Here is a 13,228-nt window from a genome sequence, read left to right on the forward strand (position 1 = left end):
ATGATCGCGTTCTCTTGCCCGCGTTGCCGTGGATTCATCGCGTTCGAGGATGAGTCGTGCAAATCCTGCGGCACGCAGGTCGGCCTGCACCTGCCGAGCGAGAGGATGGTGCGGGTCGACGACGACGAGGACATCGGTATCGAGGTCGACGGAACGCAGTGGCACCCCTGTGCGAACCGGCACTGGCGGTGCAATTGGCTCGTCGCCGACGACGCCGACACCGCGTTGTGCCTGGCCTGCTCGCTGGTCCGGCGCCGGCCCGACCCGGACGACACGATTGCCATGGAGAAACTCGCCGATGCGCGGATGGCGCTGCGCCGCCTGGTGTTTCAGTTGCGGGATCTCGGCCTGCCGATCGTGCCCTACTACGAGCGCGAGGGTGGGCTGGCCTTCGACCTGGTGTCGAGCTACTCCAACGGTGAAAAGGTGATGATCGGGCACGCGAACGGCGTGATCACCATCGACCTCGTGGAAACCCGCGACGACTACCGGGAGCGGCTGCGGGTGGCACTCGGCGAGCCGTATCGAACCATGCTCGGTCACTTCCGCCACGAGATCGGCCACTACTACCAGAGCGTGCTCGTGGAGAACGGTCCGATGATCGACCGATGCCGCGAGGTGTTCGGCGACGAACGCGCGAGCTACCAGGACGCGATCGACCGGCATTACAAGTTCGGCCCGCCCGAGGACTGGCGGCGATCGCACATCTCCGAGTACGCGACGATGCACCCGTGGGAGGACTTCGCGGAATGCTTCGCGCACTACCTGCACATCGCGGACACCCTGCAGACCACCGCCGCGGCCGATGTGGTGTTCCACGCCAACCTCGAGCGCGGGTATCCGATCGAAGATGTGGTGCCGCTGCGCAACTATCGCGACGAGCCCATCGGTCGGATGGTGTGGGACTGGAAGCGAGCCACCGTGTTCTTCAATCTCATCAACAAGTCGATGGGCAAGCGCGACCTCTACCCGTTCGACCTCAACAGTGCCGTGGCCGCGAAACTCGGATTCGTGCACGAGGTGGTGGTGAGCGCGACGCTGCCCGAGGTCGCGACCGCCTAGCTACTGCTACTGCGGTCCCGCAGCCCGAGCGTCGCCACCAGCCCGATCAGCAATGTCAGGGGCATGATCCACAGCGCCCTGCGGAAGTCCGCGAGATCGGGATCGTCCGGAAGTAGATAGCCGGGAATCGCCTGCAGTGCTCCGCCGACCAGGAAGCAGACGCCGTTGACGACGGCGGCGGCGCTGCCGAGCAGGTTCGGTGGGACCGATTCACCCGCGATGGTGAAGCCGAGCATGTGCGTGCCCGCGAACAGACCGACCGCGAACATCACCACGACGCTCGCGCCCGGACCGTTGGCCGGGCCGTAGATGAACAGCACGACCGCGACCGCCTCGAGCAGCAGACCGACTTCGGCGGGCAGCTTGCGGGAGTGCCAGCGATTCGAGACGAGGTTGATCGCGGGCGCACCAAGGGCCAGGCCGAGCCAAGCCAGTGCGGTGAGCACGGCTGCGAAACCCGCTGTGGCACCGCGAGCTTCCTGAACCCGCGGACCCCACAGCACACCGACGGACAGCATCGTCCCGAACGACGCCCCGGCGAACACCGCGCACAGCACGACCTGTCGGTTGCGGAAGCAGGCGGCGAGGTTGTGCACGATCTCGGTGCCGACATTGCCGTGTGCACGGCCGGTCTCGGTTGCGACCGGGTTGCGCACGAGCAGTGCGAACGCGATGGTGAGCAGCACACCGGCGGAGGCGAATCCGGCGAGCAGCTGCTGCCACGTCATCAGCGTGAGCAACGCCGACATCACCGGCTGACCGATCGCCGAACCGAGCGACGCACACATCTGCACCAGCCCGAACATCAGTCCGTACCGTGCCGCCGCGAACCACTTCCCGCCGACATAGCCGGCGCCGACGAAGCCGAACGACGCGCCGATCGCGAGCACCACCTGCGCGAGGAGCAGCACGGCGAACCCGGTGGTCGCGGCGTAGAGGAAGGCGCCCGCGGTGACCAGCGCGACGGCGCCGGCGAGCAGCGGGCGGGTGCCGTAGCGGTCGAGCAGGGCACCCGAGAAGAACTGACAGATCGCGAACGTCACCGTGTAGGTCGATGCGGCCGTGGCGATCTGGGCGAGGCTGAGGCCGGCGTCCTGCTGGATCTGCGGCGACACGACCGCGTAGCCGGTCTGAATTGCGAACAGCCAGACCACGAATACGGTCGCGAGGATCCAGATGGTCCAGGCTTCCGGGCCGCCGAGCCGCCCGGCGACGCGGTCGGCGAAAAACGTGGTTGTCGCCCGCGCATAGCCGGAGTGAGAGTCCGACATCGGTCGTCCTTCGATCAGCGGTGGTGGGTGCCTCTGCCGCCATGGTCCCAGGTGGGAGAGCCTCAGGCGTGGTGTTTCGCCGCCACCGCCGTATGTGAGCCTGCTGCCGAGGCGCGCCTAGCGTGCGGCGTGGCGCAGGTAGGCCGGTGTGCCGGCGATGTAGGTCGCGGCCACCGCCCGGTCGTCGCCCATGATGGACAACACGAACAAGAGTTCCTCCACTGAATCCGTATGTGCAGTGCGATATTCGAGCAGCGGGGTGGCCTTGGTGTCGAGGACGATGAAGTCGGCCTCCTTGCCGACCGCGAGCGAGCCGATCTTGTCGTCCAGCGCGAGCGCCGTCGCCCCACCCAGGGTGGCAAGGTAGAACGACTTCACTGCATCGAGCCGATAGGAGTTCAGCGCGGCCACCTTGTAGGCCTCGTTCATCGTGGTCAGCAGCGAAAAGGTCGTGCCTGCACCGATGTCGGTGCCGAACCCCACGTGCAGCGGCGCCGCCGGATCCTTCGCCGCACCGAGCGCGAACAGCCCGCTGCCGAGAAACAGGTTGGACGTCGGGCAGTGCGCGATCGCGGCCCCGGCGTCGAAGACCCGCCGTCGCTCGGCGTCGGTGAGATGCACGCCGTGCGCGAGGACGGTGCGCGGGCCGAGCAGACCGTAGTGGTCGTACACGTCGAGATAGCCCGATCGTTCCGGGAAAAGCTCACGCACCCAACTGATTTCGTTCAAGTTCTCCGAGACGTGGGTGTGCACGTAGGTTCCCGGCGACTCGCGCCAGAGTGTGCCGGCGAGTTCGAGCTGTTTCGGGCTACTCGTCGGCGCGAAGCGTGGTGTGATCGCGTACTGGTTGCGGCCGCGGCCGTGCCATTTGGCGATGAGCGCCTTCGAGTCGTCGTAACCGGTCTGCGGCGAGTCGAGTAGCGGCTCCGGGGCGTTGCGGTCCATCAGCACCTTGCCGCCGATCATCCGGGTGCCGCGGCGCAGCGACTCCTCGAAGAATGCGTCCACCGACTGCGGATACATGGCGGCGAACGCGAGTGCTGTGGTGGTGCCGTTCGCGAGCAGCGCGTCGAAGAACACGGTCGCCGCGGCCTGCGCATGCGCCCGGTCCGCGAAGCGCTGCTCGGCCTTGAACGTGTAGCTGTTGAGCCAGTCGATCAGCTGCGCACCGAATGCACCGATGATCGCGGTCTGCACGTAATGCACATGGGTGTCGACGAATCCGGCGCACAGGATCGCGTCGGGGTAGTGCACGACGTCGACGCCGTCCGGGACCCGGTCGCGAAACTGCACCCACGGGCCGAACGCGGTGATGATGCCGTCCTCGGTAAGGATCAGCGCGTCCTCGATGTCGATCAGGGCGTCCGCGACGAGAAACGGGTCGCCGCGGAACGAGATTGCGTGGCCGCGCACGGCGGTTGCGGTCACGGCGGCTCCTCGCGTCGGCGGGTATTCGCCCGAACCTACGACGAGCGGCCCGGACGCGCGCGCCGAGCGATCAGCGTCCGAGCAACCGGGCCACGACCTGCCGGTGCAGCTCGGGATCGGGGTCGGGCAGCCCGAGCAGCGCGCCGAGGTACAGGCCGTCGCCGACGAGCCGCACGATCTCGGCCTGCACCGGGTCGTCGATCTCGCGTTGCACCCCGGAATCCCAGGACCGCATCACGTCGACCATCGCCCGCTGCACCTCGCTGTCCGGGGCGTCGACGCTGCGCATGACCGCGAGCATCGAGCGGAACAGGGCGACCTCGAGCTCGTCGTTGGAATCACCCGGCGCGAGGTACCACTCGGCGACGGACTCACCTGCCTGCACCGCGTCGGCGAGCTGGCGGTCCGCGCGCTCACCAAGGCGGCGCACCATGCCGGCGAGCAGGGCGTCCTTGTTGTTGAAGTGATAGAGCAACCCACCCTTGGAAACGCCCGCTTCGTTGGCGACCGCCTCCAGGGTCACCTGCTGTACGCCCCGGTCGAGCAGGAGTTGTTCGACGGCATCCAGGATCCGGTCGCGGGTGGTGGAGTTCATGCCGTCACGGTATCAGGCACTGTACCGGCTGGACGGTTTAGTGCTAGTCTTGGTGTACCGGCTGGACGGTTCACCACTGTTGTGGCCACCCCGGGGATCGACTGAACGGAACCGTTCAGTCGATCAGATCGACTGAACGGTTCCGTTCAGTCAGAAATAAGAGGGTGTGCGGCGAGGTCCGTGCGCCCAAGAGAGGTGAGCGAAGTGACGGTCATGACCGCCCCCACGGCGGTGCATGCGCGGGCAGGCGTACGTGAATGGGCAGGGCTGGTGGTCCTGGCGTTCGCGGTCCTGCTGATCGCGATCGACGCCACGGTGCTCGATGTCGCGCTCCCGTTCATCAGCGCCGACCTCGCGCCGAGCAGTCCGCAGTTGCTGTGGATCATCGACGTCTACTCGTTCGTCCTCGCCGGCCTACTCGTCACCATGGGGTCGCTCGGCGACCGGATCGGGCGACGCCGGCTGCTGCTGATCGGTGCCGCCGGATTCGGTCTCGCGTCGCTGCTCGCCGCATTCGCGGTGAGCCCGATGATGCTGATTGCGGCCCGCGCGCTACAGGGCATCGCCGGTGCGACGCTGATGCCGGCCACCCTCGGACTGATCCGCGCGATCTTTGCCGACGCGCGTCAACGCGTCACCGCGATCGCGGTGTGGAGCGCGATGGCCGGCGGCGGCGCCGCGGTCGGTCCGTTGGTCGGCGGCTGGCTGCTCGAGCACTTCTGGTGGGGCTCGGTGTTCCTGGTGAACATCCCGCTGATGCTCGTGCTGATCGTGCTCGGCCCGATGTTGATCCCCGAATCGCGCGACCCCAATCCGGGCCGCTTCGACATTCCCAGCGCGCTGCTGTCGATGGCGACGATGCTGCCGATCGTGTACGCGATCAAGGAAACTGCGGCGCACGGCCCGAGCATCACGCTGGCCATGATCGGACTCGTCGGTATCGGCGCGGGCGTCGCATTCGCGCAACGCCAGCGCATCCTCGAGCAGCCGATGATCGATCTGCGGCTGTTCCGCCGGCCGCGGTTCCGCACCGCCGTCGGCACCGACTTCCTGTCGGTATTCGCGCTCGCCGGAGTGCTCTTCTTCGGCGCACAGTACCTGCAACTGGTGCTCGGCAACTCGCCGCTGCAGGCGGGACTGCTGATGCTGCCCGGCACTGCGACCAGCGTGCTCGCCTCGCTCCTCGGCGCGTGGCTGCTCCGCCGCTACCGGGTCGGAGCGGTCCTCGCGGGCGCGGTGGCGCTGTCCGCGATAGGTGCGGCGATCATGCTCGGCACGTCGGCCGACTCCGGCGCGGGGGTGTTCGTGGTCGGCTTCGTGCTTATCGGTGCTGGGGTCGGTATCGCGCTGACGACCACCTCGAACCTCGTGGTGAGCTCGGTGCCGACTGCGCGGGCAGGTGCCGCGTCCGCCGTCGCGGAAACGGCGTACGAACTGGGCACCGCGTCCGGCGTCGCGATCCTCGGCAGCATCGTGATGGGCGTGTTCCGACGCGGGCTCGACACCGGTGCGCTGACCTCGGCTCAGGCGGGCGCGGCCGAAACCCTCGGCGGCGCACATGCCGTCGCGGCCGAGCTGGCCGACCCGGCGCCGTTCGTCGAGTCGATGCAGCACACGTTCGTCTCCGGTATGCATGTCGCTGCGGCGATTACGGTCGTCGTACTCGTGATCGCCGCGATCAGCGCGGCTCGGCTGCGCTGATTCCATATGGCGCGGCATGATGTGAGTCGTGCAGCCCGATCGAGAAAAGCCCGTCGTCACCGTGTTCCGCTCACGCCTGCGGCCCGACGCGCATGCGAACGGTTACGGCGAACTCGCGGAGCACATGAAGCAGCGCGCGGCTGCGATGCCCGGCTTCATGTCGTACAAAGTGTTCACCGCCGACGACGGCGAGCGGGTGTCGATCGTCGTCTTCGACAGCCACGACCACCACGCCGGGTGGCGGGACGACCCGGAACATCGTGCCGCACAGCAACGCGGACGCGCGGAGTTCTACACCGAGTACGCGATCTCGGTCTGCGTGGAAGAACGGCACCGCCGGTTCCAGCTCTGAGGAGGGGCGGGTGGAATAGTGCCGCGACGGATCGTGTTGGAAAGGTCTGGTCGGTGCGTTCCGTGTCCCCCGGGCTCAAACCTGCTGCCTTCGCAGAGTTCCGTTCGGCTGGAACTGCGTTGCGCCTTTCGCCGAGAGGCGACCGAACGCACCGGCCCTTTTCACGTCTTTGCGCGGTCGGCCTCGGCCGCGTTTTCGGAGTGAACGGAATCGTTCACTCCGCTCAACGCAGCAAATCTTCCATTCACGGCCGCGCCGGTCTGCCCGGCGCCGATCCATCGCGCTAGTGCCGCCGCGCCGAGCCCGGACACGCCGCCGATGACCAGTGCCGAGACAGCGAGCGCGGCCACTCCACTGATCACCCCGATCGCGATGGGGCCGGCGAACATGCCGATGTCGTGGGTGAGGCGCCACGCACCGAGAAACTCGGCGCGCTGATGCGGGGGAGCGGCGTCCGCGCCGAGCGTCATGATGACACCGTTGCTCAACCCGTTTGCCAGGCCGAGCAGGATCGCCGCCGCGCCGATCGCGACGGCACCGTGGGTGAACGGCAGCACCACGTAACCGAGGCCGAACAACATCATGGACGGCACCGCCACGGCGCGGCGACCGAAGCGGTCCATGCAGATCCCGGCCGGGTAGGACATGAGGACGTCGACCGCACCGCTCACCCCGAAGATGAGGCTCGTGGTGGTCGCGTCGAGTCCGCTGTGCGCCGCCCACAGCGGGACGAGCGCGTTGCGCGACGCCCGCGCCGCGCCCATCGCCAACGCGCCGGAGCCGAGCGTCGTCAATAGTCGGCGGTTCTCGACGACGACCGCAGTCAGTGATCGCGACGGCGACGGCGACGTTTCGGTTTCGGTTGGATCCTGCAACGAGATCATCAGCGCGCCGGCCACGAGCGTCGCAACCAACTGCACCCACAGCCCGCCCGCAAGGCCGAGCAGATGCACCGCCCACGCACCGAGGAACGGTCCGGCGAAGAATCCGAACCGCATAGAGCCGGCCATCGCCGAAAGCGCCTTGCCCCGATCGACGGGAGCGACCGCCGCGACCACATAGGTCTGGCGGGCCAATCCCCACACTGCGTTCGCCAGACCGGTGAGCAGCAGCCCAATCCCGAGCATTGCCAACGAGTTCGCGCACAGGCACAGTGCGACCCCGATCGCACCGAGGGCCGATCCGAGTCCCACCGACCAGCGTTCACCCAGCCGGCCGACGACCCGCCCGGCGGGCAGGTCGCCGAGGACGAGACCCAGTCCGGCCAGCGCGACGACCAGGCCCGCGACGCCGGCCGATGCGCCGAGCTCGAGTGCGCGCAAGGCATACACGGGTGTCGCGGCGCCTTGGCCGATGCCGTACACGGCTGCGGGAATGAAGACCGGTAGGGCCATCTCCCGCAGCCGCGTCGGCGGCGCTATGTCGGGTGATTCGGTGGTACAGCCACTCACCGCGCCGCTGCGCTGAGCTGCGGCTCGGAAATCGTTGCAGTCGAGGCGAACTGGCTCTCCGGGCGCGGCAGGCCGAAGTGGTCACGCAGCGTCGTGCCGGTGTACTCGGTGCGGAACAGTCCGCGGTCCTGCAGGATCGGCACCACTGTGCTCGCGAACTTCTCCAACCCGCCGGGGTACAGCGGCGGCATCACGTTGAAGCCGTCGGCTGCGCCATGGGTGAACCATTCCTCGATGGTGTCGGCGACCTGCTCGGGGGTGCCGGTGAAGACGCGGTGGCCACGGGCGCCGGCGAGCCGGTGCAGCAGTCCGTGCACCGTCGGCTTTTCGCGCTGCACGATTCCCGCGATCACCTGCACGCGGCTGCGTTCGTTGTCGGTGACGTCGCCGGCGTCGGCGAACAGTTCCAGCGGGATCGGCTCGTCGAGGTCGAGATGGCGCAGGCTGAACCCGAACATCTTCTCCACCTGGGTCAGGCCGTACTCGGGCACAGTCAGCTCGTTGAACTCCTGCTCGAGCGCTTTCGCCTCCTTCTCGGTGTCGCCGATGAACGGGCTGATCCCCGGCAGGATCTTCACATGGTCGGGGTTGCGGCCGAATCCCGCTGCGCGGCGCTTGATGTCGGCGTAGAACGCCTGGGCATCGGTGAGCCGCTGGTGCGCGGTGAAGATCGCCTCGGCGTAGCGGCCGGCGAAGCCGCGACCCTCGTTGGACGCGCCGGCCTGGACCAGCACCGGGTAACCCTGTGGCGTGCGCGCCGAATTGAACGGGCCGCGCACCCGCAGATGCTCACCCGCATGGTTGATCTCGTGGATCTTGTCCGGATCGGCGTAGATCCCCGCGGCGCGATCGAGCAGGATTGCGTCGTCCTCCCAGCTGTCCCACAGCGCGACCACGGCGTCGACGAATTCGCGGGCACGTGCGTACCGGTCGGTGTGGGCCGGGTGCTCGTCGAGGCCGAAGTTCGCTGCCGCCACATCGGTTCCGGTGGTGACGATGTTCCAGCCCGCGCGTCCGCCGGAGATGTGATCGAGCGAGGAAAACAAGCGCGCCAGGTTGTAGGGCTCGTAGTAGGTCGTGGACGCAGTCGCGATCAGGCCGAGGTGCGTGGTCGCGGTCGCGATGGCGGTGAGCAGCGTGATCGGCTCGAGGCCGGGTGCCGCGAAGTGCTTGACGTTCTGCCGCAACGCCGGTCCGTCGGCGAAGAACACCGCGTCGAACTTTGCGGCCTCGGCGGTTCGGCCGATCTCCTGGTAGTAGCTGACGTCGTAGATCCGGTCCGGGCGGCTGTCGGGGTGCCGCCAGGCGGCCTCGTGATGACCGGACGGGTAGATGAACGCGTTCAGGTTGAGCTGGCGCGGCTGGGTCTCGGGACGGGGGGTCACTTTTCTCCTTGGATCCGGTGGATATCGGGGGACGCCTACGCGCCAACACCCAAACTGGTCAGTAGTTCTCGGCGCAGGGCGGCGAAGCCGGCGTCGGCGTGTGTCCGCGGCCGGGGGAGGTCGATCCGGCGGTCGAGCGCGATCCGACCGTCGTCGAGCACGAGCACTCGGTCGGCGAGCAGCACTGCCTCGTCGACGTCATGGGTCACGAGCAGAACCGCCGGGCGGTGCCGTGCGCACAGCTCCTGCAGCAGCACATGCATTTTGATGCGGGTGAGCGCGTCGAGCGCGCCGAAGGGCTCGTCGGCCAGCAGCAGTTCGGGTTCGCGGACCAGTGAGCGCGCCAACGCGACCCGCTGCTGTTCGCCGCCGGAGAGTTCCTTCGGCCACGCACCGTCCCGTCCCGCCAGGCCTACCTCCTCGAGTGCCTGTTTGCCGCGCTCGCGGGCGTTCGGTCCGCGCAGACCGAGGATCACGTTGTCCAGTACCCGTGCCCATGGCAGCAGGCGGGAATCCTGAAACACCACAGCCCGTTTCGTGGGGACATCCAACTCGCCGGAACCGGGCACGCCGTGGTCGAGCTGCGCGAGTGCGCGCAGCAGCGTGCTCTTTCCCGACCCACTGCGTCCCAGCAGCGCGACGAACTCACCAGCGGCGATATCGACGTCGACACCGCGAAGCACGGCCCGGTCGTCGAAACCCCGGACCAGATCGCGGGTCCGGACACTCAGTCGCGCGCTTGTCAATCTCTCGCTGTTCAATCGCCCAGTGACTGTCGCCACGACAATGTCCTCCGCTCGAGTCGGCGCACCGCGGTGTCGCTGATCAACCCGAACAGGGCGTAGACGACGAGCCCGACGACGATCACGTCGATTTGGCCGTAGGTGCGGGCCTGCGTCATCAGATAGCCGATGCCACTGGTCGCGTTGACCTGTTCCACCACGACGAGCGCGAGCCACGAGATCGTCACCGCCATGCGCAGTCCGGTGAAGAATCCGGGCAGCGAGCCGGGCAGCGCAACATGGCGAACGAACTGCCAGCGCGAAAGTCCGACGGTCTCTGCGAGTTCCACGTACCGGCCATCGACGCCGCGCAGTTGGGCGTGCGTGTTGATGTACACCGGGATCAGCACGCTGGTGGTGATTACGATGATCTTCATCTGCTCACCGATGCCGAACCACACGATGAACAGCGGGATGAGGGCGAGCGTCGGGATGGCTCGCTTGATCTGGACCGGCCCGTCCACGATCGCCTCACCGAGCCGGGTGAGCCCGGCCAGCAGCGCGAGGACGACACCGATCACCACACCGAGCACCAGCGAGATCGCCGCTCGTTGCACCGAGGTCAGCAGATTGCTTTGCAGGCGGCCGTCGGCGATCAGGTCGCCTGCCGTCTGAGCGACGGTCCAAGGCGCGGGCAAGGTTTCGGGATCGAGCACGCCGGCCGCCGAGCTGATCACCCACGCAAGTACGAGCAGTAGGGGACCGAGGGCGACACCGAACGGGATGGGACGACCGGGTCCGAGCCTGCGCCCGGTCGCTTTTCGCAGCGGGAGCCGGGTTGTGTTGCGCGGGACCGGACGGACTCGGGGCGCCGCGTGTACGGCCATCAACTGGTCTCCCGCTCGAAGCCGGCTCCGGTCTCTGTGACGGTCTGCGTGATCACCTCGTCGAAGCGCAGGTCGAATCCGTCTGCGGCCTCGATCTCCTTGGGTAACTGACCCGCGCGGTCGATGACGTCGATGGTGTCCTGCTGCCGGTCGACGAGTTCCTGGTCGAGATGCGGGAACGCGTAGGCACCAAGCGAGTCCACGATCGCCTCACCCTCTTCCGGCTTCAGCTTCTGCCCGCCGACGTAGTACTTCGCGATGAATTCGTCGGGGTGTTCGTTGGTCCACTGCACCGCACGAATCAGCGAGGCGACGTAGGCGCGCAATGCGGCGGCCTTCGCCGGATCCTGCAGTGCTTCGCGACGCGCGTAGAGGAAGCTCAGTCCGGTTGCGGTGCCTTCGGCCTCCGCTTCGGAGATCGTGTGCGTCCCGGGGGTGCGCAGTACGCGGGTGAGCGTGGGCTCGCTGAGCGGCGCCGCATCGACCTGGCCGGTGCGCACCGCGTCGGGAAACTCGGAGAGCTGCAACCGGACCAGCTCCACGTCGTCGGGTTTGAGATTCGCCTTCTCCAGCGCGCGCAGCACCACGACCTGCTGCGCGGTGCCTTCCGCGAACGCGATCTTGTGGCCCTTCAGGTCGGCGAGCGAATTGATGTTCTTGTCGGGTCCGACGGTGATCCGAATGCTGTTCGGATCGGCCTGGAATGCCGCGATGATCGGTACGTCCTGGCCGGCGAGCTGCGCCTGGATCGGCGGGGTATCACCGACCAGGGCGACATCGGCGGCACCGGCGCGGAACGCCTCCAGGATCGCCGGACCACCGACGAAATTCGCGAACTCGGCCGCGAACGGCAGCTTCTCGCGCTCGCCGGACGCGCCGAGGAAACCCTGCTGCCGCTCGGACTGATCGGCGATCACGAGCTTCGTTCCCGGCGGGATCTCGGTGGGCAGCGGGGCGTCCGCGGAGACCGCGTTGTCGGGCTCGTCCTCCGACGAGCAACCGGTGGACAACGAGGCGACGACGGCGGTTGCGGCGAGGAGCAGGACCGGGACTCGGCCCCACCGGCGTATGGCATACATGCCCCGATTCCAACCGGAATCGCGGCACCGCAACACCGTTTACGTTGCCGTGATCGGAACCCGCGACATCCCGGAATCGTGATTGCCCGAATCTGCGCGAACTCAGTGTGCCGAGGCGAACGGGACCGACACCGGCCCGCGATCGGCCCGGTGTGGGTGGGTCCACAGCCCGCGTCGCTCCAGGATCGGCAGCACTCCCTCGCCGAACCAGTACGCCTCCTCGAGGTGCGGGTAGCCGGACAGGATGAAATGCCGGATGCCGGTCCGTGCGTACTCGGCAAGGCGGTCGGCGACCTCCCCGTGCGAGCCGACCAGGGCCGTGCCCGCGCCGCCGCGCACCAGCCCGACACCGGCCCACAGGTTCGGTGCCACCTCGAGCCGGCGACGGTCGGAGTGGTCGGACGACAGTGCCCCGTCATGAAGTTCGCGCATTCGGCGCTGACCCTCGGACTCGCTGCGGCGCAGGTTCGCTTGCACCCGTTCGATATCGGCGGGGTTGATGCCGTCGAGCAGTCGGTCGGCCTCGGCCCACGCGGCTTCGGAGGTGTCCCGGCTGATCACGTGTACGCGGAGGCCGTAGTCCAGGATGCGACCGTTGTCGACGGCCAGACCACGTATCCAGTCCAGCTTCTTGGCCACCGCGGCCGGTGGTTCACCCCAGGTGAGGTAGGTGTCGGCGTACTTCGCCGCGACCGGGCCGGCGGGGCCGGACGAGCCGCCGAAGAACACCGGGGGGAGGGGGTCGGGGCGGCGGCCGAGCTGGGCGTTGCGTACCCGAATGTGGCGGCCCTCGAATGTTACCGGCTCGTCCGAGGTCCACAGGCTGCGCACGACGTCGAGGAATTCGCCGCAGCGTTGGTAGCGCTCGTCCTTGCCGAGGAAGTCACCGTAGGCCTGCTGCTCGTGCGCCTCGCCGCCGGTGACGACATTGAGCAGCAGGCGGCCATTCGACTGCCATTGGAACGTGGCCGCCATCTGCGCGGCGAGTGTCGGGCTGACCAGGCCGGGACGGAATGCGACGAGAAACCTTAGCGTCTCGGTGGTTTCGATCATCGCGGCCGTGGTGAGCCACGCATCCTCACACCAAGCACCGGTCGGGGTGAGTACGGCATCGAAACCGTTGTCCTCGGCCGCCGCACCGATCTGGTTGAGGTAGCGCAACGTGGCGGGCCGGTCCCCGGACATCGAGGTGCCGTGCCCGCCGGCGATCAGTCCGCGCGAATCACCGTAGGTCGGGAGAAACCAGTGAAATGACAAGCTCATTCGAAAACTCCTCTGTGGGCAATTCAGATACG

Annotated in this window: 12 protein-coding genes; 3 read left to right on the forward strand and 9 right to left on the reverse strand. The window is 67.7% G+C overall.

Going from position 1 to position 13,228, the window contains the following annotated elements; translation table 11 throughout:
• Positions 1–1,062, forward strand: coding sequence for a putative zinc-binding metallopeptidase (locus tag OG921_RS17985; RefSeq protein ID WP_266113859.1), 1,062 nt, complete (start codon positions 1–3; stop codon positions 1,060–1,062).
• Here OG921_RS17985 and OG921_RS17990 read toward each other — a convergent pair.
• The 3 genes from OG921_RS17990 to OG921_RS18000 form a co-directional block, all read right to left on the reverse strand.
• Complete coding sequence (locus OG921_RS17990) at positions 1,059–2,333, reverse strand: nitrate/nitrite transporter (RefSeq protein ID WP_266113860.1); 1,275 nt, start codon at positions 2,331–2,333, stop codon at positions 1,059–1,061. The genes OG921_RS17985 and OG921_RS17990 overlap by 4 nt on opposite strands.
• Before the next feature lie 117 nt (positions 2,334–2,450).
• On the reverse strand, positions 2,451–3,761 hold the full coding sequence (gene guaD, locus OG921_RS17995; protein ID WP_266113861.1) for a guanine deaminase: 1,311 nt from the start codon (positions 3,759–3,761) through the stop codon (positions 2,451–2,453).
• A 70-nt stretch (positions 3,762–3,831) separates the two neighbouring features.
• Positions 3,832–4,356, reverse strand: coding sequence for a TetR/AcrR family transcriptional regulator (locus tag OG921_RS18000; RefSeq protein WP_266113862.1), 525 nt, complete (start codon positions 4,354–4,356; stop codon positions 3,832–3,834).
• Positions 4,357–4,569: 213 nt separating this feature from the next.
• On the opposite strand from OG921_RS18000, the gene OG921_RS18005 reads away from it, so the two are divergent.
• The gene (locus OG921_RS18005) at positions 4,570–6,057 is read left to right on the forward strand and encodes an MFS transporter (protein WP_266113949.1); all 1,488 of its coding nucleotides are present in this window, start codon (positions 4,570–4,572) and stop codon (positions 6,055–6,057) included.
• A gap of 28 nt (positions 6,058–6,085) precedes the next feature.
• Entirely contained in the window at positions 6,086–6,409 is a 324-nt protein-coding gene (locus OG921_RS18010) for an antibiotic biosynthesis monooxygenase (protein ID WP_266113863.1), read from the forward strand.
• Positions 6,410–6,570: 161 nt separating this feature from the next.
• Here the strand turns inward: OG921_RS18010 and OG921_RS18015 are convergent, their stop codons facing one another.
• The 6 genes from OG921_RS18015 to OG921_RS18040 form a co-directional block, all read right to left on the reverse strand.
• Entirely contained in the window at positions 6,571–7,803 is a 1,233-nt protein-coding gene (locus OG921_RS18015) for an MFS transporter (RefSeq protein WP_266113865.1), read from the reverse strand.
• A 53-nt stretch (positions 7,804–7,856) separates the two neighbouring features.
• The gene (locus OG921_RS18020; protein ID WP_266113866.1) at positions 7,857–9,245 is read right to left on the reverse strand and encodes an LLM class flavin-dependent oxidoreductase; all 1,389 of its coding nucleotides are present in this window, start codon (positions 9,243–9,245) and stop codon (positions 7,857–7,859) included.
• Between the two features lie 35 nt (positions 9,246–9,280).
• Positions 9,281–9,991 (reverse strand): ABC transporter ATP-binding protein, encoded by a 711-nt coding sequence (locus OG921_RS18025; RefSeq protein ID WP_266113867.1) that lies wholly within the window; start codon positions 9,989–9,991, stop codon positions 9,281–9,283.
• 11 nt (positions 9,992–10,002) lie between these two features.
• Positions 10,003–10,854 (reverse strand): ABC transporter permease, encoded by an 852-nt coding sequence (locus OG921_RS18030; RefSeq protein ID WP_266113868.1) that lies wholly within the window; start codon positions 10,852–10,854, stop codon positions 10,003–10,005.
• The gene (locus tag OG921_RS18035; RefSeq protein ID WP_323182813.1) at positions 10,854–11,933 is read right to left on the reverse strand and encodes an ABC transporter substrate-binding protein; all 1,080 of its coding nucleotides are present in this window, start codon (positions 11,931–11,933) and stop codon (positions 10,854–10,856) included. Before OG921_RS18035 ends, OG921_RS18030 begins: the two co-directional genes overlap by 1 nt.
• A 102-nt stretch (positions 11,934–12,035) precedes the next feature.
• On the reverse strand, positions 12,036–13,196 hold the full coding sequence (locus tag OG921_RS18040; protein ID WP_266113869.1) for an LLM class flavin-dependent oxidoreductase: 1,161 nt from the start codon (positions 13,194–13,196) through the stop codon (positions 12,036–12,038).
• Between the last annotated feature and the right edge of the window lie 32 nt (positions 13,197–13,228).

Source organism: Aldersonia sp. NBC_00410 (assembly GCF_026342035.1).
GTDB lineage: Bacteria > Actinomycetota > Actinomycetes > Mycobacteriales > Mycobacteriaceae > Aldersonia.

Excerpts from the sequence above, each read along its gene's own strand:
- OG921_RS17985 (WP_266113859.1), top strand. The coding sequence starts at position 1 with ATGATCGCGTTCTCTTGCCCGCGTTGCCGTGGATTCATCGCGTTCGAG.
- OG921_RS17990 (WP_266113860.1), bottom strand. The coding sequence starts at position 2,333 with ATGTCGGACTCTCACTCCGGCTATGCGCGGGCGACAACCACGTTTTTC.
- OG921_RS18000 (WP_266113862.1), bottom strand. The coding sequence starts at position 4,356 with ATGAACTCCACCACCCGCGACCGGATCCTGGATGCCGTCGAACAACTC.
- OG921_RS18005 (WP_266113949.1), top strand. The coding sequence starts at position 4,570 with ATGACCGCCCCCACGGCGGTGCATGCGCGGGCAGGCGTACGTGAATGG.
- OG921_RS18015 (WP_266113865.1), bottom strand. The coding sequence starts at position 7,803 with ATGGCCCTACCGGTCTTCATTCCCGCAGCCGTGTACGGCATCGGCCAA.
- OG921_RS18030 (WP_266113868.1), bottom strand. The coding sequence starts at position 10,854 with ATGGCCGTACACGCGGCGCCCCGAGTCCGTCCGGTCCCGCGCAACACA.
- OG921_RS18035 (WP_323182813.1), bottom strand. The coding sequence starts at position 11,933 with ATGTATGCCATACGCCGGTGGGGCCGAGTCCCGGTCCTGCTCCTCGCC.
- OG921_RS18040 (WP_266113869.1), bottom strand. The coding sequence starts at position 13,196 with ATGAGCTTGTCATTTCACTGGTTTCTCCCGACCTACGGTGATTCGCGC.